Annotated in this window: 15 protein-coding genes, 1 rRNA gene and 2 pseudogenes; 11 read left to right on the top strand and 7 right to left on the bottom strand. The window is 63.1% G+C overall.

Features of this window, described 5'->3' with window-relative positions; translation table 11 throughout:
- Positions 1-40 precede the first annotated feature (40 nt).
- Positions 41-1,726, bottom strand: a complete 1,686-nt coding sequence (locus tag BE0216_RS08040; protein ID WP_094637450.1) for an alpha-amylase family glycosyl hydrolase — start codon at positions 1,724-1,726, stop codon at positions 41-43.
- Positions 1,727-2,006: 280 nt separating this feature from the next.
- On the opposite strand from BE0216_RS08040, the pseudogene BE0216_RS08035 reads away from it, so the two are divergent.
- The 7 genes and pseudogenes from BE0216_RS08035 (at position 2,007) to BE0216_RS08005 (ending at position 11,888) form a co-directional block, all read left to right on the top strand.
- A pseudogene (locus tag BE0216_RS08035) lies at positions 2,007-3,256 on the top strand (extracellular solute-binding protein).
- A gap of 25 nt (positions 3,257-3,281) precedes the next feature.
- Positions 3,282-4,682, top strand: a complete 1,401-nt coding sequence (locus tag BE0216_RS08030; protein ID WP_094637449.1) for a carbohydrate ABC transporter permease — start codon at positions 3,282-3,284, stop codon at positions 4,680-4,682.
- Entirely contained in the window at positions 4,679-5,584 is a 906-nt protein-coding gene (locus BE0216_RS08025) for a sugar ABC transporter permease (RefSeq protein ID WP_094637448.1), read from the top strand. Before BE0216_RS08030 ends, BE0216_RS08025 begins: the two co-directional genes overlap by 4 nt.
- 44 nt (positions 5,585-5,628) lie before the next feature.
- The gene (pulA, locus tag BE0216_RS08020) at positions 5,629-7,635 is read left to right on the top strand and encodes a type I pullulanase (protein WP_094637447.1); all 2,007 of its coding nucleotides are present in this window, start codon (positions 5,629-5,631) and stop codon (positions 7,633-7,635) included.
- 9 nt (positions 7,636-7,644) lie between these two features.
- Positions 7,645-8,397 carry a TraX family protein gene (locus BE0216_RS08015; RefSeq protein WP_094637446.1) on the top strand — a complete coding sequence of 251 codons (753 nt, stop codon included), beginning with the start codon at positions 7,645-7,647 and terminating at the stop codon, positions 8,395-8,397.
- Between the two features lie 179 nt (positions 8,398-8,576).
- A complete protein-coding gene (gene malQ, locus BE0216_RS08010; protein ID WP_094637445.1) occupies positions 8,577-10,742 on the top strand; it encodes a 4-alpha-glucanotransferase in 2,166 nt (721 codons plus the stop codon).
- Positions 10,743-10,862: 120 nt separating this feature from the next.
- Entirely contained in the window at positions 10,863-11,888 is a 1,026-nt protein-coding gene (locus BE0216_RS08005) for a LacI family DNA-binding transcriptional regulator (protein ID WP_094637444.1), read from the top strand.
- A gap of 173 nt (positions 11,889-12,061) precedes the next feature.
- On the opposite strand, the gene BE0216_RS08000 is transcribed toward BE0216_RS08005, so the two are convergent.
- Positions 12,062-12,688, bottom strand: coding sequence for a DUF624 domain-containing protein (locus BE0216_RS08000; protein WP_094637443.1), 627 nt, complete (start codon positions 12,686-12,688; stop codon positions 12,062-12,064).
- A gap of 182 nt (positions 12,689-12,870) precedes the next feature.
- Here BE0216_RS08000 and BE0216_RS07995 point away from each other — a divergent pair, with 182 nt between their 5' ends.
- Positions 12,871-14,643, top strand: coding sequence for a glycoside hydrolase family 13 protein (locus tag BE0216_RS07995; RefSeq protein WP_094637442.1), 1,773 nt, complete (start codon positions 12,871-12,873; stop codon positions 14,641-14,643).
- 202 nt (positions 14,644-14,845) lie between these two features.
- Here BE0216_RS07995 and BE0216_RS07990 read toward each other — a convergent pair whose 3' ends face one another.
- Both BE0216_RS07990 and BE0216_RS07985 read right to left on the bottom strand, forming a co-directional pair.
- The gene (locus tag BE0216_RS07990) at positions 14,846-15,688 is read right to left on the bottom strand and encodes a carbohydrate ABC transporter permease (protein ID WP_094637441.1); all 843 of its coding nucleotides are present in this window, start codon (positions 15,686-15,688) and stop codon (positions 14,846-14,848) included.
- The gene (locus BE0216_RS07985; RefSeq protein WP_094637440.1) at positions 15,688-16,542 is read right to left on the bottom strand and encodes a carbohydrate ABC transporter permease; all 855 of its coding nucleotides are present in this window, start codon (positions 16,540-16,542) and stop codon (positions 15,688-15,690) included. The genes BE0216_RS07990 and BE0216_RS07985 overlap by 1 nt, the downstream gene beginning before the upstream one ends.
- Positions 16,543-16,936: 394 nt before the next feature.
- Here BE0216_RS07985 and BE0216_RS07980 point away from each other — a divergent pair, with 394 nt between their 5' ends.
- The gene (locus tag BE0216_RS07980) at positions 16,937-17,953 is read left to right on the top strand and encodes a LacI family DNA-binding transcriptional regulator (protein WP_094637439.1); all 1,017 of its coding nucleotides are present in this window, start codon (positions 16,937-16,939) and stop codon (positions 17,951-17,953) included.
- 275 nt (positions 17,954-18,228) lie between these two features.
- On the opposite strand, the gene BE0216_RS07975 is transcribed toward BE0216_RS07980, so the two are convergent.
- Both BE0216_RS07975 and BE0216_RS07970 read right to left on the bottom strand, forming a co-directional pair.
- Positions 18,229-19,572, bottom strand: a complete 1,344-nt coding sequence (locus BE0216_RS07975) for an ABC transporter substrate-binding protein (protein ID WP_169714293.1) — start codon at positions 19,570-19,572, stop codon at positions 18,229-18,231.
- Between the two features lie 406 nt (positions 19,573-19,978).
- On the bottom strand, positions 19,979-20,677 hold the full coding sequence (locus tag BE0216_RS07970) for a histidine phosphatase family protein (protein ID WP_169714292.1): 699 nt from the start codon (positions 20,675-20,677) through the stop codon (positions 19,979-19,981).
- A gap of 130 nt (positions 20,678-20,807) precedes the next feature.
- On the opposite strand from BE0216_RS07970, the gene BE0216_RS07965 reads away from it, so the two are divergent.
- Both BE0216_RS07965 and BE0216_RS07960 read left to right on the top strand, forming a co-directional pair.
- Positions 20,808-21,191 (top strand): DUF4235 domain-containing protein, encoded by a 384-nt coding sequence (locus BE0216_RS07965; protein ID WP_094637437.1) that lies wholly within the window; start codon positions 20,808-20,810, stop codon positions 21,189-21,191.
- Positions 21,192-21,250: 59 nt separating this feature from the next.
- Positions 21,251-22,042 (top strand): annotated as a pseudogene (locus tag BE0216_RS07960) (nitroreductase family protein).
- Positions 22,043-22,474: 432 nt separating this feature from the next.
- Here the strand turns inward: BE0216_RS07960 and rrf are convergent.
- A 5S ribosomal RNA gene (rrf, locus tag BE0216_RS07955) occupies positions 22,475-22,591 on the bottom strand.
- Between the last annotated feature and the right edge of the window lie 101 nt (positions 22,592-22,692).

Here is a 22,692-nt window from a genome sequence, read left to right as displayed (position 1 = left end):
TCGCCTTTGCCTGCCTGGTGGATGTTGCGTCACGACCGCGTCATTGCAGCCGCCACATCGCGAAGCTTTGCGGCCCCATCGTCGCCGAGCCGCGCTCCATACGGTGTTCGCCAAGTGATGCTAGCACATCGCCGACGACTCCACGCCCATCCGGCAATTCGAAACGCTCCTCGCCACGCCCCGGATTGACCGCGACGAGCACGCGCCCCTCCGATGGCGAGGCGTTATCGAACCGTTCGAAGGCGAACAGCCGCCCATGTTCGGGGGCGGCGATCACGCGCAGGCCGGCGTCGGCGCGCAACGCGGAAACCATGCCGCGCGTGCGCAGCATCGCGCGCACCCAGCACAGCAGCGAGTCGGGGTCGGCGTCCTGCGCGGCGACGGTCGGCGCGTCCGCGGACGGGTCGACCGGCAGATACAGATTCTCCGCGGGCGCGCTCGAAAAGCCGAGGTTGGCGGTCGCGTCCCACTGCATCGGCGTGCGCGAGCCGGTGCGCACATAGCCTCCCTCCTTGGCGGGGATGGGACGGTATCGCATGCCGATCTCGTCGCCGTAATAGAGGAACGGCGTGCCCGGCATCGTGAACAGGGTCGCGTAGGCGAGCTTGAGTTCGCGCTCGGTCAGGCGTTGGGCGGTGCGCAGGGTGTCGTGGTTGCAGGTGATGAGGTCGAAGCAGCCTCCGGCCCGTTCGGCTTCGGCCAGCTGCGGCAGGTATTCGTCGAGGAACGGCTTGATGGACGCGCCGGAATCGGCGTTGAAATAGCTGGAGTCACCCTCGTGGCGAAGCGGGGTGTCCGTGTTGCGCAGCAGCAGGTTGTACCCGTTGGGATTGCCGCCCCAGCGCCAGTCGAGGTAGAAGTCCATGTCGAATCCCGCGGCCATCGATTCACGCGGCCTGCCCCATTCGGAGACGAACGCGGCTTGGGGGAATTCGGAGCGGATGCGCGAGAGCATCCATCGCCAGGTGCGGATGGTGAACGGCTTGCCCTCCTCGTCGTGTTTGACGAGGCTGTCGGCCATATCCACGCGGAACCCGTCCGCCCCGAGGTCCAGCCAGAAGCGCATCACATCGAGCAGCGCCTCGCAGGTGGCGAGCGCGTCGGGGCCGAGCGCGGGCTTCTGCCAACCGTGCTTCGGGTGCGCGAATCCATAGTTGAGCGCGGGCTGGCATTTGAAGAAGTTGAGCACATAGGTGCCGTCGCGTTCGCTCTCCCCGCCGATGAAGGGCAGTCCGTCGGCGCCGGAGATCCACGAATCGGTCCAGAGGTACCGTTCGGAGACGTTCTCGACGCGGCCCGTCCCGCCATCGACGACCGTGCGCGAGTTCGGGTCCGGCCTCGCGCTGGCGAGGAACCAGTCATGCTCCTCGCTGGTGTGCCCGGGCACGAGATCGAGCAGCACATGCATGCCGCGCCGGTGGGCCGCGTCGAACAAGGCGACGAGGTCGTCGTTGGTGCCGTAGCGGGGCGCGACCTTCTTGTAGTCGCGCACGTCGTAGCCGGCGTCTTTGAACGGCGAATCGTAGCAGGGGTTGAGCCATAGGGCGTTGCAGCCGAGGTCCCGCACGTAGTCGAGCCGGGAGATGATGCCGGGGATGTCGCCGATGCCGTCGCCGTCGGAGTCGGCGAAGCTTTGCGGGTAGATCTCATAGAACCGGGCGTCGGCGAGCCACCGCGGGCGCGCGGGGAGTTCGGCCGGTTCGATCGATTCGGTCGCGTTGGTCATGTTCTTCCTCGATTCTTTGACGGACAGCGCGAGATGCTTTGCAGTATACCTGCAAAAAAGTTTTTCTGCGAACGCTGTCAATTCTTCCACATACAGTTTTTTCCCAGACAAGCCAAATATCAATGCTTTCAAGCCGCAACACACCCATCACACCAATTTGCATACGTTCGCAGAAATGCGCTACATTATGAACAGCAATCCGACTCGGACGCGCATGGACGCGCGGGCGGGCCGTATTGGACGCCGACGTCACGCCGGCGTGGAAGAAAGGAAATCAACGATGATTGCACGATGGAGATCAGCCGTCGCCGCACTCGCCACATGCGCTTTGCTCACCGGCGGACTGACCGCCTGCGGCTCCGGCGGCGACGTGACGGCCGGGGACGAAGGCAGGATGACGCTCGTGGTCTGGGCCTCGCAGGAGGACCAGCTCAACGAGGACTCATGGCTGCAGACGATGGAGAAGGAGTTCGAGGAGCTCCACCCCGAATACGACATCACCTGGAACAACCAGGTCGTCTCGTCCGCCGACGCCGCCACCATCGCCAAGCAGGATCCGACCGTGGCCGCGGACGTGTTCATGTATGCGAGCGACCAGCTGGGCACCCTCAAAGAGGCGAACGCCATCGCCGCATGAGCGACGACGCGGTCGAACAGATCGAAACGCAGTACGAGGGCAGCGAGTCGATGATCCAGTCGGTCACAGGCGATGACGGATACCTGTACGGCGCGCCGTTCGGCGGCAACACCTGGTTCATGTACTACCGCAAGAGCAAGTTCACCGAAGAGGACATCACCTCGCTCGACGCGATGCTCGCCAAGGGCAAGGTCTCCTTCCCGTTGACGAACTCGTGGTATCTGCCGGCCTTCTACATGGGCGCGGGCGGCACGCTGTTCGGCGAGGACGGCACCGACGGCGAGGCCGGCGTGCAGTTCGGCGGCGACATCGGCGAGGCCGTGACCAAATATCTGATCGACCTGCGCAACAACCCGAACTTCGTCAACGACTCCAACGGCTCCGGCCTGGCCGGCCTCAAGTCGGGCGCGGTGGACGTGGTGTTCTCCGGCTCCTGGGACGAGCCGACGGTCAAGGAGAACCTCGGCGACGACTACGGCGTGGCCGCCCTGCCGACGTTCAACCTCAACGGCACCCCCACCCAGATGAAGTCCTTCGCCGGCTCCACCGTGGTCGCATGGAACCCGTACACCAAGCATCCGAAGGCCGCGGACCAGTTCGCCGCATTCCTCGCCAGCACCGAGTCGCAGAGGGCCCACTATGAGATGCGCGGCACCATCCCTTCCGACATGACGCTCGCCTCCGAACCCGAAATCGCCGAGAACCTCGTGGCCAAGGCCCAGCTCGACACCATCGCCCGCACCTCCGTGGTGCAGCCCTCCATCCCCGAGATGTCGAATTTCTGGGGCCCGTGCGAGAACTTCGGCAAGTCGATCCTCGGCAACGAGGTGACCCACGACAACGCGCGAGAGCTGACCGACAAATGGATGGCCTCCTACGCCAGCCTGATGTAGGCCGCCAAGAAGAAAGGTTCCCAACATGGAAGCAACAACCAGCGCTCGCCCTGTTCGGTGCGCACTGATCCGCCGCAAAGCGGACTACATCCCGCCGTCGCGATACACCCTGCGCGCGGCCCTCACCGACGGCGACGCCTTCACCCGCCTGTCGTTCCTCATTCTGGGCGCGGGCAACATCGCCCGCAAGCAGATTCTCAAAGGCCTGCTGTTCCTCGCCGTCGAAGTCGCCTACATCGCGTTCATGGTCACCTCCGGCGCGGAGAACCTCGCGATGATCCCCTCGTTGGGCTGGCGCGAGCAGACCGCCGAGAAAATCGACGGATACTGGCACTACACCCCCGGCGACAATTCGGTGATCGTGCTGCTCTATGGCATGGCCACGATCTTCATCACCCTGCTGTTCGTCGTGTTCTGGGCGTACGCGGTGCGCTCCGCCTACAAGGCGCAGCTACTGGCCGCTGAAACCGGTGAGGCCCCGGACTTCATCCAGGATTGGCGCAACATCACCGACCGTGAGGCGCAAGTCTCGCTGATGGCGCTGCCGGTGCTTGGCATCCTCATCTTCTCGATCCTGCCGACGCTGTTCATGATGTGCATGGCGTTCACCAACTACGACTCCGACCATGTGCTGCTGTTCGACTGGGTGGGTCTGAAGAACTTCGGCCAGCTGTTCAGCGCCGACGGCGCCGTCAACGCCAGCCTGTTCGGCGAGGTGCTCGCATGGACTCTGGTGTGGGCGTTCTTCGCCACCTTCCTCAACTTCTTCCTGGGATTGTTCCTGGCGATGATCATCAACCGCCCCACCACCCATCTCAAGGGATTCTATCGCGCGGTGTTCTCGCTGTCGATCGCGGTGCCGCAGTTCGTCTCCCTGTTGGTCATCAACCAGATGCTCCAGCCGGAGGGCGCGATCAACCGCCTGCTGATGAACTGGGGTTGGATCGACGAGGCGCTGCCGTTCTTCACCGACGCCACCTGGGCGCGCGTGACCGTCATCGTCGTGAACCTGTGGATCGGCATCCCGTTCACGATCATGCAGATCACCGGCATCCTGCAGAACATCCCCGCCGAACAGTACGAGGCCGCGCGCATCGACGGCGCGAGTTGGTGGCAGACCTTCACCAGAATCACGATGCCGTACCTGGTGTTCGTGCTCACCCCGTACCTCATCACCACGTTCACGGGCAACGTGAACAACTTCAACGTGATCTACCTGCTGTCCAACGGCAACCCGACGCCGGTGGGCGCCACCGCCGGCAAGACGGACCTGCTGATCACCTGGCTGTACAAGCTCACGGTCGACAAGGGCGACTACAACCTCGGCGCCGTCATCGGCATCTTCACGTTCATCACCCTGGCGATCGTCTCGCTGATCACCTACCGTTCCAGCGCGTCCTACAAGGATGAAGGAGGCTTCCGATGAGCCATGCAATGCAAGCCGCGTCCACCGACTCCGGCAAGATCCCGTTCCTCCACGACCAGCGCAAGCGCCGCATCGTCGGCGATGTGCTGTCGCACCTGCTGCTGGCCGTGCTCGCCGTGGTCTGGGTGATCCCGATCGTGTGGGTGGTGCTGGAAAGCTTCAACAAGAACACTGGCCCCTACAACGAGACGTTCTTCCCCACGGAATACACGCTCGACAACTACGTGCAGCTGTTCACCGACAAGCATGTGCTCGACTTCCCCGCGATGTTCATGCGCACGCTGGTCATCGCCATCGTCGTGTGCGCGATCAACGTGTTCTTCGTGCTGTGCGTGGCGTTCTGCATGAGCCGCCTGCGCTTCCGCTTCCGCAAGACCTTCATGAACGTGGTGCTCATCATGGGCATGTTCCCCGGCATCATGTCGGTCGTCGCGATCTACTTCATCCTCAAGGCCATGGGGCTGACGCAGGGCGTCGGCGTCACCATCGCGCTGATTCTGGTCTATTCGGCCGGCGCGGGCGCGGGCTTCTACGTGATGAAGGGCTACATGGACACCATTCCGATGTCGCTAGACGAGGCCGCGTATCTCGACGGCTGCACCCGCTGGCAGGTGTTCACCAAAATCACGATTCCCGTCTGCAAGCCGATGCTCGTCTACCAGGCGCTCACCGCGTTCCTCGGCCCGTGGCTCGACTTCGTGATGGCCAAGGCGATCTGCCGCACTCAGGACAACTACACGGTGGCGTTGGGTCTGTACCAGATGCTCACGCGTGAGTACCTCAACGACTGGTTCGCCCGCTTCGCCGCCGCGGCCGTGGTCATCTCCATCCCCATCGCGGTTCTCTTCATCGTGATGCAGAAGTACTACCAGGAATCGATGTCCGGCGCGGTCAAGGGCTGACGTCCCGCCCGCCTTCGATTCGCGATACCGAAAGGAACAACGCCGTGTCCGAACCAATCCGCGCGCTGGCCCTGGCCGAGTGGACTCCCGCCGAGCCGGCCCTCCCCTGCCCCGACTATCCGGTCTACGCCGACGACGACCTCGGTGCGATCCCCGATGGCAAAGGAGCCACCTTCCGCGTGTGGGCTCCGACCGCCACCGGCGTCACGCTGCGCCTGTTCGCGGCCGGAAGTCCCGAGGAATGCGCCGACCCGCAGGAATGCCACGAGCTGACCCCGGGAGCGCAGGGCACATGGCTGGTGCGCTGCGACGGCATCGGACACGGCATCTACTACGACTATCTCGTCCGTTTCGCCGACGGCACCACCCACCGCACAGCCGATCCGTGGGCCCGCGCCGCCGGCGTCAACGGCCGGCGGTCCATGGTGGTGAATCTCGCGCTGACCGACCCGCAGGGCTGGTCGCGCGACAGCCGCCCGCACGTCGCCTCCCACGAGCTGGTGATCTGGGAGACCCATATCAACGACTTCAGCCATGACGAGCATTCCGGCGTGCCGGCCGAGCACCGCGGCACCTACCTCGCGTTCACGCACAGCGACACCAGTGTGGATGGCGAGGGGCGGTTCCCCACCTGCGTGGCCTATCTCAAGCGTTTGGGCGTCACCGCGGTGCAGCTGCTGCCCTTCTACGACTACGGTTCGGTGGACGAATCCGTTCCCCTCGGTTCCCCCGACCGCAGCTTCAACTGGGGCTACGATCCGCTCAACTACAACGTTCCCGAAGGCTCGTACTCCACGGATCCCTTCGACGGCGCGACGCGCATCAGGGAATGCAAGCGCATGATCCAATCGCTGCACGCCGCCGGAATCAAGGTCATCATGGACGTGGTCTACAACCACATGTTCTCCACCGACAACTGGTTCGAGCGCATGATTCCGGGCTATGCGCTGCGCCGCCGCGCCGACGGCTCGTTCGCCGACGGTTCCGCCTGCACGAACGATGTGGCCAGCGAGCATCCGATGATGCGCAAATACATCGTCGATTCGGTGACCTATTGGGCGAGCGAATACCACATCGACGGATTCCGTTTCGATCTGATGGGACTGATTGATGTGGACACGATGAACGCGATCCGCACCGCGCTCGACGCGCTGCCCGGAGGCGCGACGATTCTGATGCACGGAGAGCCGTGGGCGGCACGCGAAAGCGCGCTCGACCCGGTCGCGGGCACGATTCTGGCCGACAAGCGCGGCCTGGCCCGCCTCAGCCCCCGCATCGGCGCGTTCTGCGATTCGACGCGGGACGCGGTGCGCGGCCACGTGTTCTACCAGTGGGTGCCGGGCTATCTGACCGGCGCAGCCGGCGATTACGCCGACGACATCCGCTCCGCCGTGGACGCCTGGCGCGGGACCTCTCGCGAACTGGCCAGCGTGGGACAGGTGATCCAGTACGTCTCCGCGCATGACGATCTGACCCTGTGGGACAAGATGTGCGCCGCCACCCGCCGCATGCCCACCGCTGCCGACTACGATGCGCAAGGCGAGGACCGCGCCGACCTCAAAGCGGCGAATCTGCTGGCCGCCGGCATCGTGTTCTCCTCGGCCGGAGTGCCGTTCCTGCTCTCCGGCGAGGAGTTCGCCCGCACCAAACACGGCGTCTCCGACTCGTTCTCCAGTCCGGCCCAGCTCAATCAGCTCGACTGGCGTCGTGCCGAGCGGATGGCCGATTTGGTGGAGCACTACCGCGAACTCATCCGCACCCGACGCGAGAATCCCGCGTATTTCGGAGGGGCCCGCATGGTGATGCCCCGCGAGGACGCGGCGGTGGTGTTCCGCGTCGGCAACGACTGCATCGCCATCAACCCCACCGACGACACGCTCACGCAGCCCACAGAGCCGCTGGAGATCGCCGGTCCGTATGATGAGGTCGCGCAGATAGCGCCCAACGGCTGGGTCTGCGCCTACTGCGCCGGAGCGGAGAGGCCCGCCGCCTCCACCGACCGTCGCATCGTCCTGCCGCCGCACACCTTCGCCATCTGGCGCCGCGCCTAGGAGGAATCCATGAACCAGCAGCAAGCCGCCCACCCCGCGCGTGGGCTGTCCTATCTCCGCCTCAAAATCGTCGGCATCGTTCTCGTGGCGCTGTCGTGCGTGGGTGGGGTCGTGTTCCCCACCGGACTCTCCGGTCTGGACGCGGCCGACGTGGATATGACGAATCTCACCGTCGCCGTGCTGTGCGAGGCGGTCTCATGGGTGGCCGTGCCGGTGTACGCATGGCTGACGGTCGAAGGCTACCGGCATACGCGTGACGTGCGCTGGTATGCCGTGCGGCTGCTCGCGCTGGCCGTCATCTCGGAGGTGCCGTACGATCTGGCCACCACCGGCAAGGCGGTGGATTGGGGTTCGCAGAATCCGGTGTTCGCGTTGGCCATCGTTGTGGTCGCCTTGGCGCTGATCGACGCGTTCCGCGACCGCCCGGCCGTTACCCGCCGCGCCGTCGGCGTCGTCGTCGCGGTGGCCGCGCTGGCTTGGATGCTGCTGGGGCATATCGGACTGCGACAGCAGATCATGAACGAGGGCGTGCTGATTGTGGTATTGGCGCTGATCTTCCGCTACCTGTCCGCGCGGGAGAACACGATGATGATGCTCGCCGCCGCTTGCAGCGCCCTCTTCTGCATTCTGCCGGCGTTCGGCGTGGCCATCCTGCACTACCGCAACGGCAGGCTCGGATACGACCGCGCGAACAAGCCCTGGGTGCAGTGGCTGTTCTACGCGCTGTACCCCGCCGTACTGCTTGTGTTCGCCGCGTTCTGACGCACCTTCCCGCCATCGGCGCGCAACGCACACTCAATCATATTGTTTGCAATCGTTGTCAAAACAATGTATCTTTTAGATACCAAAGCATTCACAAACATCCGACAAGGTCAATGTCGAGGAAAATTGACGGACGTTTGCAACACATGAAGCGATATCAACCAGCATAGGAGCCACACATGGTCGATTCCGTTCCCCTTCTCGAAAACCCCGAGCGTCTCGCTCGCCCGCTTATCCGTTTGGCCAAGGCCTGCGGCGTCTCCACCTCGTACATCGATCAGGTGGGCGACTATGTCGAAAACACCGATGAGGCGCTGGTTGGCGTGCTCAAGGCATTGGGCGTCGACGCATCCTCGCCCGAAAGCATCGACCGGTCTCTGGCCCACGTCGAACAGGCCGCGAGCGAAAGACCGCTCCCGCCGACCATTGTGGCCCACGTCGGCGAGCCGCGGTCCATCACGGTGAACCTCGCCGCCGAGTCCACCATCGTCACGCTCACGCTGGACTCCCCGAACGGAGACGATGCCGTACGCGAGCTGAAGGCGACCGTCGACCCCAGCACCGGCGAAACCCGAATCACCCTGCCCGACGATCTGCCGGCGGGATACCATACGCTTGCCATCGATGCGAACGGAAAGAGCGCCTCTGCGACGGTGATCTGCGCCCCCGCACGCATTCCACTCCCCGCTACCGTGGCCGAGCATCGGCGTTGGGGCTGGATGACGCAGCTGTATTCCGTCCGCTCGCATGATTCGTGGGGCGTGGGGGATTACGGCGACCTGCGCCGACTGGCCGCCGACGCCGCGAAGAACGGCGCGGATTTCATGCTCATCAACCCGATCCACGCCTGCGCCCCCATCACCCCGCTGGAGCCCTCGCCCTATCTGCCTGAGTCGCGTCGATTCCTCAACGCCACCTACATCCGCCCGCAGGATATTCCCGAGTATGACGATCTCGACGAGGCGGAGCGCGCGCAGGTGGACGGCCTGCACGCCGGCATCGCCGCCCGCAACGACGACCCCAATCCCATGGATATCAACGCCGCATGGGATGCCAAACGCCAGGCGTTGCGCGCGATCTTCGACCACCCCCGCTCCCCCGAGAGAGAAGCGGCGTTCACCCAATTCAAGCGCCAGTCCGGCCCCGATCTGGATTCCTTCGCAACATGGTGCGTGGCCTTCGAGGTCTGGGGCGCGCCTTGGGGCGACAATCCTTGGTTCTCGACCATTGCGCCGGATTCCCCCGAGGTCGCCGAACTCGCCCGCGAGCACGCCGACCTGCTGGAGTTCAACCGCTGGCTGCAGTGGATCGCCTGCGAGCAGGTGGATGACGCGCAGCGCGCCGCGAAGGATGCGGGCATGGCGTTGGGCCTGATGCATGACATGGCCGTGGGCGTGCACGATCTCGGCGCGGACGTGTGGGCCAACCCCGAACGTTTCGTCACCGGCGTGACCGTGGGCTGCCCGCCCGATTTCTACAACCAGCAGGGCCAGGATTGGGGCCAGCCGCCGTTCAATCCGAATTACCTGGAGGAGACCGGCTACCTGACCTACCGCGAGATGGTGCGTTCGATTTTTGCCCACGCCGGCGCCGTGCGCATCGACCATGTGCTGGGCTTGTTCCGCCTGTGGTGGATTCCCGCCGGACACACGGCCAAGGACGGCGCCTATGTGACCTACGACCATGACGCGATGCTGTCGGTGCTGGCCATCGAGGCCACACGCGCGAACGGCATGGTCATCGGCGAGGATTTGGGAACCGTGCCGGATTATGTGCGGCAGGTTCTTGCCGAACGCGGCGTGCTGGGCACCGAGGTCGAATGGTTCGCACGCGTGGATAATTCCGGCACCGCGGGAGACCCGTATCTGCCGCCCAGTGACTATCGCCGGCAGGCGTTGGCGTCGGTGACCACGCATGACCTGCCGCCCACCGCGGGCTATTTGGATTTTGAGCACGTGCGCCTGCGTGAGCGGCTGCAGCTGCTCACCGAGCCGGTGGAGGTGTTCCAGCGTTCGGCCACGGCGGAACGCGATGCGATGATGGCACGACTGATGGATGAAGGCCTGATTTCGCCCGACGTCGCGGCCGACGTGAGCGCGCACGAGCAGCAGATCGTCGAGGCCATGCATGCGATGCTCACCAAGACGCCCTCGCTGCTGCTGCAGGCGGCGCTGGTGGATGGCGTGGACGAGCACCGCTCGCAGAACCAGCCGGGCACGTCGTACCAGTATCCGAACTGGCGGATTCCGCTGACCGACGAGCAGGGCCGGGTGGTGCATACGGACGAGGTGTTCTCGCTGCCGCGCATGCGCTCCCTGTGCGCGGTGATGCGCGGCGAGCGCTGACCCTCCGGTGGGCAGACGCGGTTTCCGAGACGCCTCCACTGATGATATCGTTGTCACAGCATGGAACGGCCTTGTCGCCGTTCCTTCTCACGCACAGCATCGGCGTCGAGAGGAGGGATGATGGCGAAAGCAAGCATTCAGGCGGTGGCGCGAGCCGCCGGCGTATCCGTCTCCACGGTGTCGCGCACCTTCGCCAAGCCGGACCTTGTGCTGCCCGACACCCGCGATAAGGTGCTGGCCGCGGCAGAACGGCTTGAATACCGCGTCTCACGTTCGGCGGCGGCGCTCAAATCGGGGCAGACCCTGCGCGTGGCGCTGTTGGCCAGCGAGCGCATCAGCACGTGGTTCAACGCGAATGTGTTCGCCGGCCTCGACGCGGTATTGCGCCCCGCGGGGTATGACATCGCGCCATTCCCCATGAGCAGCGTCGAGGAACGCCAACGCTTCTTCGCGGACTTGCCCGTACGGCGCAATGCGGATGCGGTGATCGTCAGCTCGTTCAACATCGAACCGGACGAGGTGGAGCGGCTCAAGAACATGCGTGTGCCGGTGATCGGCGTGAACATTCCCGCCTCCGAGGGTTTCGACGCGGGTGTGAGCATCGACGACCATGCCGCCTCACGCCGGGCCGCGGAGCATCTCATCGCGCTTGGCCACCGCCATATCGCCTTCGTCGGCGGCACCGCCACGCGCTCGGGGATGCGGTTCAGCGCCGAGGCTCGACTGCAGGGCATTATCGACGCGTGCGCGCGGCATGACGGTGTCGAGGCCGTTCCCCTGATGATCAACCGCAGCGAGCTGGACGTCAACTCCTCGCTGAATGCCGTGCTTTCCGCCTCACCCGAGCTGACCGCGGTCTGTTTTCAGGACGATGAGCTGGCGCTGCCCGTGCTCTACCGGCTGCGCGGCTACGGCAGGCAGGTGCCGCGGGATCTGTCCATCATCGGATTCGACGACATCGACTTGGCCGCGCAGGTGGGCCTGACCACCATCCATCAGGACCCCTTCGCCATGGGGTCGCTGGCCGCGGAGAAGACGCTGGCGGCCATCGCCGACGAGCCGATCGAAACACCCTTCGAAACGCCCGACGCCCCGCTTATTCTGCGCGACACCACCGCCCCACCACCCACCAGCCCGTCATCCTGAGCGGAGCGAACGTCGACACCTTGCAAACGGTGAGGCCCATGCCTCACCGTCATCCTGAGCGGAGGGAACGAGCGTACATCGGCCACCTTGCAGAAGATGACGCTCACACTCCGTCGTCATCCTGAGCGCAGAGAGCGAAGCGAACGCAGTCGAAGGATCTCAAGCCTCTTGCGTCACAAGCTGCTGGACGGACTCTCCTCGCCGGCGGTATAGCGACGCAAAGCGTATTCCAGAATCGGCACATGCAGCATGATGATGGTGCCGTAGCCGAACACCAGCAGCAGGAACAGCCCCTGCGGCATCAGGAACCATGAGGCGACCAACAGCCCGACGAACACGGCGTCGATGGCGGCGAGTGCCAGCGTGTAGCCGATTTTGGAGACGCCGAACACGTAGGCATTGCGCAACGTAACGCCTACGCCGTTCTCGAAGCGCGCCTGCAGGGCGAAGGTCCATTCGAATCCGATCACCCACAGGATGGTGAGCGCGAATTTGGGGATGAGCAGCGGCGTGATCTGCAGCACGACCCATGCGTACGCCAGTCCGACGGCGACAATGAGATACGGCAGCCACAGCAACGTGGCTTTGGGAAGGTTCTCTTTGAACGCCTTGAAGTAGTTGGAGGTCACGTGCCCCTCACCGTCGAGGGAGCGTCGCGCCGCGTCATGTCCGGCGGCGAGCGCCGCGCCGATGGTGACGATGGGAATTGAGGTGACCAGCATCAGGATGTTGATCCATACGGCGTCGACGGCGTCGCTGATTCCTCGCATCAGTCCGGAATCCGGTGATAACCAGCCCATGGTCCTCCTCATGTCGCCCAGCGTTCCGCGTTCCATTCTACCCATGACCAAGTTTGACCAAGAATGACCATAATATGACCACGTTACCATCATGATTTTAGCGTGTTTTTAGTTTCATTATGATTTCGCATGGTATCGTTGTCATCACAACCGCAACACCCGACCACAGGAAAGGAAGCATGATGACCGCCAACAATCTCAACGACGACTGGTGGAAGCAGGCGGTGGTCTACCAGATCTACCCGCGCAGCTTCAAAGACGTCAACGGCGACGGTCTCGGCGACATCGCCGGCGTCACCGAGAAAATCGACTATCTGAAGGATCTCGGCGTCGACGCGATTTGGCTGAGCCCCTTCTATCCTTCCGACCTGGCGGACGGCGGTTACGACGTGATCGACTACCGCAACGTCGACCCGCGGCTGGGCACCATGGACGATTTCGACCGCATGGCCGAAGCCGCGCATGAGGCGGGCATGAAGGTGATCGTCGACATCGTGCCAAACCATACCGCCGACAAGCATGTGTTCTTCCAGGAGGCGCTGGCCGCCGGACGAGGATCCGCCGCACGCGACCGCTACATCTTCCGCGAGGGTCGCGGCGAGAATGGCGAACTGCCGCCCAACGACTGGCAGGGAATGTTCGGCGGCCCGGCGTGGGAACGCGTCGAGGACGGCCAGTGGTATCTGCACCTGTTCGCCAAGGAGCAGCCCGACGTCAACTGGAACAATCCGGACATCCACGAGGAATTCAAAACCACGCTGCGTTTCTGGTCCGACCACGGCACCGATGGCTTCCGCATCGATGTGGCGCACGGCTTGGCCAAGGATCTCGATTCGGCGCCGCTGGAGGAGCTCGGCCGCAAGTATTCCGTGCAGCGGTGCCTGTGCCACGACTTCTCCGACCCGCTGTGGGATCGGCGCGAAGTGCACGACATCTACCGTGAATGGCGTGAGGTGTTCAACGAGTACGATCCGCCGCGTTTCGCGGTGGGCGAGGCGTGGGTGGTGCCCGAGCACCAGCATCTGTACGCCTCCACCGACGAGCTGGGGCAGGTGTTCAACTTCGAGTTCGCCAAGGCCAACTGGTCCGCGGATGAGATGCGCGCCGCCATCGCGGAGGGCTTGGAATCCGCCGCCCAGACCGGCGATTCCACCACTACATGGGTGATGAACAACCATGACGTGCCGCGCAGCCCCTCGCGCTACGGCCTGCCGCAGGTGAAGGCCCCCGCGCATCATCAGCTGGCGCACGATTGGCTGACCCGCAACGGCGAAAGCTACACGGAGGACCGCGAACTCGGCACGCGCCGCGCCCGCGCCGCCGTGGTGATGGAGATGGGCCTGCCCGGCTCGGTGTACGTCTACCAGGGCGAGGAGCTTGGCCTGTTCGAAGTCGCGGATATCCCGTGGGACCGTTTGGAGGATCCAACCGCGTTCAACACGCACCGCAACTACACAGATAAGGGACGCGACGGCTGCCGCGTGCCGATGCCGTGGACCGCCGCCGACCTGCCCGAAGTGGCCGAGTGGAGCCCCTCCGACGAGCATCAGTTCGGCACCGGAGCATCCTTCGGATTCTCCCCCGCCACGCGCGCCGACGGCACGCCGTCCGCCGATCCGCACCTGCCGCAGCCGCTGTGGTATCAGCAGTATGCGGCGGACGTTGAAGACGGAGATCCGGATTCCATGCTCAGCCTCTACCGTGAGGTGATCGCGCTGCGCGCCCGGCTGCTCACCACCACTGGAGACACCACGGCCGAGGTGCTCGACATGGGCGCCGACGCGGTGGCGTACGAACGCGCGAGCGCCGATCCGGACGGCCGCAAGCTGGTCTGCGTGACCAACTTCGGCAAGGAGCCGATCGCCTTGCCGCAAGGCGAGGTCGTACTGGCCTCCGTCGCCTTGGGCGAGGACGGCACACTCCCCACCGACGCCGCCGCCTGGATTCTGAAGTAACAGCTTCCATCCACAAAAGGCCGTCCTCCGCACCCAAGCGGAGGACGGCCTTCTCAGTCGTCACCCCTTGACAGCTCCGTCCTGCAATTATGGACCGCCTCCGGCGGGCTCAATGCTACCTTCGCTCGGCTGCCGCCTCGCTCAGGCGGGAGCCTGTGGACGCCCCACCGGGGCGTCCACCAAAGGTTGACGACGCCAGTCGTCAACCTTTAACGGCTCCCGCCATTACCCCGCTGACGATGTGCTTTTGGCAGATGAGATAGAAGACGATGATGGGGATGATCGCCAGGACGAGGCAGGCCATCATGGCACCCATGTCCACGGAGCCGTAGCCGCCCTTCAGGTATTGGATGGCCACCGAAATGGTTTTGTAGTGACGCAGATCCAGCGTGAGGTAGGGCAGCAGGTAGTCGTTCCAGATCCACATGGCCTGCAGAATCGCCACCGACACGATGGACGGCCGCATAATCGGCACCACCACCTGGAAGAAGATGCGCGGCACGGAGGCGCCGTCGATCATCGCGGCCTCCTCCAATTCGACCGGAATGCCCTTGACCACGCCGGTGAAGATGAACACCGCAAGTCCCGCCCCGAAGCCGAGATACACGAAGCACAATCCCCACGGGGTGTTGAGCCCCAGCATGTCGGCGAGCTTGGAGAGGGTGAACATCACCATCTGGAAGGGCACGATCATATTGAACAGGAACAGTACGTACAGCAGTTTGGCGGCCCAATTGTTCACGCGCACGATCCACCACGCGCACATCGAGGTGCACAGCAGAATCAGCAGCACCGAACCGACGGTGATCATCACGGTCCAGCCGAAACTGGCGAAGAAATCCGTGACCTCGATGCCGCGTGCGTAGTTCTCGAAGCCGACGAAGGCCTTGCCAGCCGGAATCGAAAACGCGTTCTTTGAAATATAAGCCTTCTGCTTGAAGGAGTTGATCACCACCAGCACGATGGGGAACACCCACGCCAGCGAGATCACCGTGAACAGCGCGGTCCATAGTCCGCCGTGCTTGAACTTCTTGCCCTCGTTCATCACGCGGACACCTCCTTGCTTGTCGTGAGCTTGTTCTGGATCAGCGCGACCACGGCCACCAGCACGAAGAACAGCACCGCCTTGGCCTGTCCCACGCCTTCCCAGCCCACACGGCCGTAGAAGGTGCGGGTGATGTTCATGGCCAGGCCTTCCGACATATTGCTCGGCGCGCCGTTGGTCAGTGCGAGGTTCTGGTCGTACAGCTTGAATCCGTTGGTTACGCACAGGAAGGAGCACACGGTGATGCTCGGCATCATGAGCGGGATGATGATGCGGAACATGGTCTGGGTGCCGGACGCGCCGTCCACGGCGGCCGCTTCGAGCACGTCGGTGGGCAGGGACTGCAGGCCGGCGATGTAGATGATCATCATGTAGCCGATCTGCTGCCAGCAGACCAGAATGACCAAACCCCAGAAGCCGTAGGTGGCGGAGTAGGTCAGCGACTTGGCCCAGTGCGCGAGCACGCCGTTGAGCAGCAGCATCCAGATATAGCCCAGGATGATGCCGCCGATGAGGTTGGGCATGAAGAACACCGAACGGAAGATATTCGATCCCCTGATTTTCTTCGTAAGCATGTAGGCCACGGCGAACGCGGCCACATTGATCACGATGGTGGTGACCACGGTCAGGGCGGTCGAGAAGCCGAGCGCATGCACGAACTCACTGTCTTGCAAGGCTTTGGCGTAGTTGCCCAAGCCGATGAATTCGGCGTCGGTCACCGTGGTGAAATCGCAGAAACTCAGGTATACGCCCATGATGAATGGGATGACGAATCCTATGATGAACGCCGCGAATGTGGGAAGCGCGAAAAGCGCCCACCACCTTCGCACCGCTTTGCCGGCCATGCTGATCATTGCGTGCCTTCCTCCTCGTTGAGCCTTGCCACGCACGGCATCGTGCGAGGTGGCGTCCGTACGGTTCGCCCCGCGGCCCACCGGTGATACGGCAGCCGAGGAACAACCGGTTTATGCTCATGCTAGTTGCCTGCAACTCATCTGTCAAACGTTGTCATTTTTTCAGCTGAAAAAATGACAAAACACGATCATTTGACACTGTTGCAATGCGCCAAAATTACCCAAATGACGCGATTTTTTCCCATTATTCGCGTATTGCAAACGTTTGTATATCAATCGTTTTCATATTCAGCGATTCTCGTATTGCCATGTATGCTGGAACAATCCGCTCGCAGGGCCGCCGCACAGCCGCCCGCGAGCGCACCCACCGTTCATACAGCACACAGAGGAATCGATGAGCTCAAGCATTCAGGATGTGGCGAAGGCCGCCGGGGTTTCCATCTCCACCGTCTCCCGCTCCTTCACCAGATCCGATCTGGTGTCGGCACGCACGCGCGAGCGCGTGCTGAGCATCGCCGACGAGCTGCATTTCTCCCTGTCCCGATCCGCCGCCGCGCTCAAATCCGGCCGATCCTTGCGCGTCGCGCTGCTGATGAGCGACCATATCCGCCTGTGGTTCAGCGCTTCGGTGATCGAGGGATTGAATCAGGTGCTGCATGCGAACAGCTACGATATTTCGATTTTTCAGATTTCCAGCATCGAGGAGCGCAAGGAGTTCTTCGAGATGCTTCCCGTGCGCCGCAACGCCGACGCGGTGATCGTCGCCTCGTTCGATATCGACAACAACGAAATCGCCAAGCTTTCGTCCGTGGGAGTGCCGATTGTGGGCATCAACTCGGTGCTGCCCCAAGAGCGCGGGTTCACCGCCGCGGTGAACATCGACGACGTTCAGGGATCCACGCTGGCCGCCCGGCATCTTATCGCGCTCGGCCACCGCAACATCGCCTATGTGCGCACCAACCGCGACGTCTCGCTGCATTTCAGCGTGCAGCAGCGTTTCGACTCCTTTATGGAGGTGTGCGCCAAGGAGGGCATCACACCGCATGTCATCGACGTGCATGAGGGCGAGCACCGCATCGCCAACGCCGTAACGCAACTGATGAGCATGGATTCCATGCCCACCGCCATCGCCTGCCAGGAGGACGGCATCGCCCTGCCGCTGCTGTTCCAGCTGGAGCGCAACGGATTCTCCGTGCCCGGCGACGTGTCGATTATCGGTTACGACGACAGCTTCTACACCGACGACATCGGCCTGACCACCATCCGGCAGGATCCGGTTCTGATGGCCCAGGAGGCGGCACGCACCACGCTCAAGCTCATCGACGGCGAAACTCCGGACACCCCGTTCCGCGTGTTCCCCGCGCAGCTAGTGGTGCGGGCGAGCACCAGCCGAGTCCGCGCAGGAGCATAACTGCGCTCGGGGAAGGTGGCACGCTTCATATTGCCCAGTCGGGTCCGCGCAGGAGCATAGCCGCCGTCACCCTAAAAGGGCGCTCTCTAGCCTCCGCTCGGGGCGACGTCGCCAATGATTGTTCGTCACGCTGCGCGGAGTGCAGCGAAGCCGAAATCTCCACGAGATGACGAGACAAGACGGCCTCATCAAGACGACGAAAGGGGGAGGCGGTTCAGATTGAACCACCTCCCCCTTTTTTAGGCGGGATTCAGCGAATCAGCGGACTCGCTTGATCAGCTGTTGGCGTTGGCGTACTCGGTGGCCCAGTTGTCCACGAAAGCGGATTCCACAGCGCTCCAGTCACCGGTTCCCTGCGCGTATTCGAGCAGTGCGGAACCGAGCTGGTTCTTCCACTCCTCGGACGGCATCATCGTGAAGTTCCAGCTCACCTGGGTCTTGCCGGAAGCCTGATCCTCCACGGCGGCGGCGGTCAGCGGGTTGGCGGTTTCCACGTCGTCAAAGGTCTTGAACGGGGTGGTGAAGCCCATATCCTCGCTCAGCGCCTTCTTGCCGGTGTCGGAGGTGATCACCCAGGCCAGGAAGTCGGCGGTGGCCTTCTGGTCGGCTTCGGAAGCCTTCTCGTTGATGCACCAGTAGTTCTCGGAACCGGTCACAAGACCCTCGTTCGCGTCGTCCACACCGAAGTAGATCGGCATGATGCCCACCTGGTCGGCGGTCATGCCGGCCTTCTCGAGGTCGGTCCACGCCCAGGTGCCGTTCTGGTAGAAGGCGGCCTCGCCGAGCGCGAACTCGGAGTTGGCGTCGTCGCCGGTCTTGGAGCTCAGCTGCGTGGGTTCGGTGGTGGAGTCGGTGATGTACAGGTCGAAGATGTTCTTGTAGTTGTTCAGATACGTGCCCTTGATGGTGGCCGGCTGCTCCGTCACATCATCCTTCTGGAACTCGTAGTACAGCGGCAGGTTGGCCAGATGGGTCTTGAAACGCCAGTCGGAGGAGGAATCGAAGCCGGCCGAGGTGAACGCGCCCTGGATGCCGAGCTCGTCCTTGCGCGACTGCATGTCGTCGGCCACGGCCTTAAGCGCGTCGAAGGAGTCGATGTCCTCGATGGAAGTGGCCTTGGCGCCGTCCAGCGCGAAGTACTTGTTCAGGATGTCCTTGTTGTAGATCAGACCGTAGGTTTCCATCACATACGGAATGCCGACGACCTTGTCGCCGTCGGTGAGCGCCACATCTTGGTTCTGCAGCTGCTTATAGACCTCGGTGTCGCTCATGTCGGCGGTGTAGCCCTTCCAATTCTGGTAGCCGACAGGGCCGTTCACCTGGAAGAGGGTGGGGGCGTCCGTTTTCGCGATCTCCGACTTCAGCGTCTGCTCGTAGGTTCCGGATGCCGCCGTCTGCACTTCCACAGTGACGCCGGTCTCATCGGTGTACGCCTCGGCCAGCGCGGTCCACTGATCGGCGGCCTCCGGTTTGAAGTTCAAGAAGTAGACCTTGCCTTCGGAGTCGCTGGCGGAGCTGCTTCCGCATGCCGCAAGCGCGCCGATGGACATGGCTGTGATCGCGATCATGCTGACCGCCGCTTTGACTGTACGATTCATCGTCGAACCTTTCTCTATCAAGTTGCCCGGCTGTTGCCGGAACCTGGCGCCGAGGCGGCACCATTACAACCCTCGACAGCATCTATTGTGCACCACAATCGACGATTTTGCAAACGATAGCAATAATTTCTGCCCACAAACACAGAACATCGGCACCAGCCCATCCTATTTTCCTTGATTTTTCAACGTTTTTCCAAACATAACCAAATACAAACGTTGGCAAAGATTTCGACGTTTCCCCATCGAATGTCTATAGTCCGCAGCAACCGTTTGTCTTTACCCCACCAGGCGGGACCAGCCCCTTCATCGTCCGATGACGCCAGACCAAATCCGCAGCGCATAAACGAACGGCCGCAAGGCGAGCCGCCCAGCGCGCGATAACGCTGCTGCGGACCGAAATACCCTGCGGCCGTTTCTCGATTTCAGATTAGCTATTCCAACGCTCGATGACGTTGTCGCCCTTGTATTGCCCGAGCACCGAATAATGCGCCGTGTCCAAACGCAGCTGCCGTGCGAACTCGGGTTCCACGCCCAACCATTGCGAAGTGAGGATGCGCAGAATATGCGCATGAGCCACCAACAGCACATCCCGTCCGGATTCGACCAACGGCAGCACTTCGGCGATCGCGCCACGAGCGCGGGCAGCGGCCTCATCCAGAGTCTCCCCCCTGCCATTGTGCACGGCGATCCGCTCGCCGCTGGGCAGCGTCTCCTCCCAATCGCCCTCAAGCGACTCAGGCAGCGCGAGCGAGCCATCACGCCACACATCCCATGCGAAGCCTGCGGCCTCGCTCACCTGTTGGCGAGTACGCCCCTCGGCACGGCCATAATCCCATTCGGCGATGCCGTCCAGCGTGGCGCGCTGCGTGAATCCCGCCAGATCTGCGGTCTGCTGGGCGCGGCGCAGAGGGCTCGCGAACACGCATCCCTGCGCGAACCCGTCGGGAAACGCCTCCCGCAGGCGGTCGCCGGCAGCTATGGCCTGGCGCTCCCCTTCGGAGGTCAACGGGATATTCGTGCGACCGGTATGCTGTCCGGATTCGCTCCAAGCGGTCTGTCCATGGCGCAACAGCACCAGACGACCGGATTTCGCGGCTGCTTTGCCGTCAACGTTCTGTGTTGTCATACGCTCCACTGTAGTCCACTCTCACGCGTCGGCTTATGAGGAACGGCGTGGTGTCGCGTGGTGTCGCGCCTATCAGTGAACACGGGCTCCCTCAAGATGTTTTACGTGCCACGAACTACACTAGGAGTCCATGACTGACGTGTACGCGGATTACCAAGACGACTACGAGGGTTCTTCGGCGGACCGCATCGTCGCCCAGTTCCATGCCATAGACGACAAGGTGAACGCCATGCGAGACCAACGACTCAATGATCCCGATTCCTTGGGCGATAAGCTCATCAAGTTCGCGCTGCCCACACTCGCCGGCCTGGTCGCGGGCAAGGCCTTCCAGCTGCTGTGGGATCGCGGCCCGGGGCGCAAAGGCAAAACCGTCGACGATGCAGCCCAGCAAGGACTGGTGATGAGTCTGGCGTTCGCCGCGGCCTCCGCCGCTTTCGGCGCCATCGTCTCTCAGCTCTCTGATCGCGGCTCCCAAGCGCTGGTCGACCGTAGGCATCGCAAAACCCGCCGCTGACTTTTCCTGATAGCGATATTCGCTTGGCTTTTTCTTCTCGCTCCTGCAACAATTAGCGCATGAGCGAACATATCATTGATAACCCGGTTATCAGCACCCTGCTGAACCGCCGTTCCATCCGCAAGTTCAAGAACGAGGCCATCGACGCCGATACCGTCGCCACGTTGGAAACCGTCGCGCAGCATGCCGCATCCAGCCAGTTCCTCAACGACTGGTCGGCCATCCGCGTCACCGATCCCGAGGTCAAAGCGAAGCTCGCGGCGATCGGCCATCAGCATTACATCGCCTCCGCGCCGCTGCTGTACGTGTTTGTGCTCGACGAGCATCGCAACGCTCGCATCGCCGCCGGTAAAGGCGTGGACGTCGCCGCAGACGAGTACACACTGACCTCCAGCTACCGTTACACGCAGGCCCAGAACGACGCCGTGCTGGCTCTGCATGCGATGGAAACCGCTGCCTACGCCCTCGATTTGGGTTGCGTGATCCTCGGCTCGCTGCTGAACGATGTTCCCGCGCTTATCGAATTGCTTGAGCTGCCTGAGCACACCTACCCGGTGTTGGGCCTGGCCATCGGCAAACCCGATCAGGAGCCGGAGGTCAAGCCTCGCATGCCGCGTTCGATGCAGTTCTTCGAGAACACCTATCCCGCGGACGCCGCGAACGAAGAGTCCTTCCGCACCGACCTCGCCGCCTTCGACGAGACGCTGCACCGCTACTACGATTTGCGCGCGGCGGATCGTCCGGTCGATGCGTTCAGCGATTAGATCGCCGGCGTCGCCAATGACCAGGGCGTGCTGAACAAGCCCGTACTGCCTCCTTCCGAGACCCAAGGCTTCCGTCTGGACCGATAGTTCCATCGGTTAGGTTCCGCAAGGTTCAGCGCATATAACAAACCCTCCGATGAATGGATGCCTCGCTGAGAGCGTCCGTCCATCGGAGGGTTTTGTTGTTGGCGCTGGGATTCCTCGTGTGTTGTTGGTTCTGGGATCCCTCGGCTGCGCTTCGCTGCGCTCGGGATGACGGGGAGAGGCCGTCCCGCAGTCCCCGAACGCGACCCGACGGACCGGACGCGCATCCGTCGTCCCGAGCGGAGTCGAGGGATCCCCGGCGTCTTGGAACAAGGAGGCGGGGTTCCGGTTCGTCGCGGGTCGCGGGTTGGGGCCCGGTTAAAGCGGGCCCCGGGCGTCTTGCGTGGCGGCCGGGATCCCGCCGTGGGTGTTTGTCCGGGGGTATGGCAGGACCCCGGGAGCCGTGGGGCTCGACCGGGGTCCTGTGTTCGTGTAATGCGGCGGCGTGCTACTCTCCCACACCCTGTCGGGTGCAGTACCATCGCCGTGCTGGGCCTTAGCTTCCGGGTTCGGAATGGGACCGGGCGTCTCACCCAGGCCATGGCCGCCGCAAATCTTCTCTTATACCCTCGCGGGGGAGGTTTCCGTCGGTTGTTTGGGAACCGGCTAGCGGACGCGTTGTTTCGTGTTTGATCGCAGTGTCGGACCGGAAT

The sequence above is a fragment of the Bifidobacterium eulemuris genome (genome assembly GCF_014898155.1).
Taxonomy (GTDB): domain Bacteria; phylum Actinomycetota; class Actinomycetes; order Actinomycetales; family Bifidobacteriaceae; genus Bifidobacterium; species Bifidobacterium eulemuris.
Note: the sequence above shows the minus strand (reverse complement) of the source record. Positions and strands in the feature narration are given on the sequence as shown.

Bases quoted from the DNA above. Each gene is read 5' to 3' on its own strand.
- BE0216_RS08040 (WP_094637450.1), bottom strand. From the start codon at position 1,726: ATGACCAACGCGACCGAATCGATCGAACCGGCCGAACTCCCCGCGCGC.
- BE0216_RS08030 (WP_094637449.1), top strand. From the start codon at position 3,282: ATGGAAGCAACAACCAGCGCTCGCCCTGTTCGGTGCGCACTGATCCGC.
- BE0216_RS08025 (WP_094637448.1), top strand. From the start codon at position 4,679: ATGAGCCATGCAATGCAAGCCGCGTCCACCGACTCCGGCAAGATCCCG.
- BE0216_RS08015 (WP_094637446.1), top strand. From the start codon at position 7,645: ATGAACCAGCAGCAAGCCGCCCACCCCGCGCGTGGGCTGTCCTATCTC.
- malQ (WP_094637445.1), top strand. From the start codon at position 8,577: ATGGTCGATTCCGTTCCCCTTCTCGAAAACCCCGAGCGTCTCGCTCGC.
- BE0216_RS08005 (WP_094637444.1), top strand. From the start codon at position 10,863: ATGGCGAAAGCAAGCATTCAGGCGGTGGCGCGAGCCGCCGGCGTATCC.
- BE0216_RS08000 (WP_094637443.1), bottom strand. From the start codon at position 12,688: ATGGGCTGGTTATCACCGGATTCCGGACTGATGCGAGGAATCAGCGAC.
- BE0216_RS07995 (WP_094637442.1), top strand. From the start codon at position 12,871: ATGACCGCCAACAATCTCAACGACGACTGGTGGAAGCAGGCGGTGGTC.
- BE0216_RS07990 (WP_094637441.1), bottom strand. From the start codon at position 15,688: ATGAACGAGGGCAAGAAGTTCAAGCACGGCGGACTATGGACCGCGCTG.
- BE0216_RS07985 (WP_094637440.1), bottom strand. From the start codon at position 16,542: ATGATCAGCATGGCCGGCAAAGCGGTGCGAAGGTGGTGGGCGCTTTTC.
- BE0216_RS07980 (WP_094637439.1), top strand. From the start codon at position 16,937: ATGAGCTCAAGCATTCAGGATGTGGCGAAGGCCGCCGGGGTTTCCATC.
- BE0216_RS07970 (WP_169714292.1), bottom strand. From the start codon at position 20,677: ATGACAACACAGAACGTTGACGGCAAAGCAGCCGCGAAATCCGGTCGT.
- BE0216_RS07965 (WP_094637437.1), top strand. From the start codon at position 20,808: ATGACTGACGTGTACGCGGATTACCAAGACGACTACGAGGGTTCTTCG.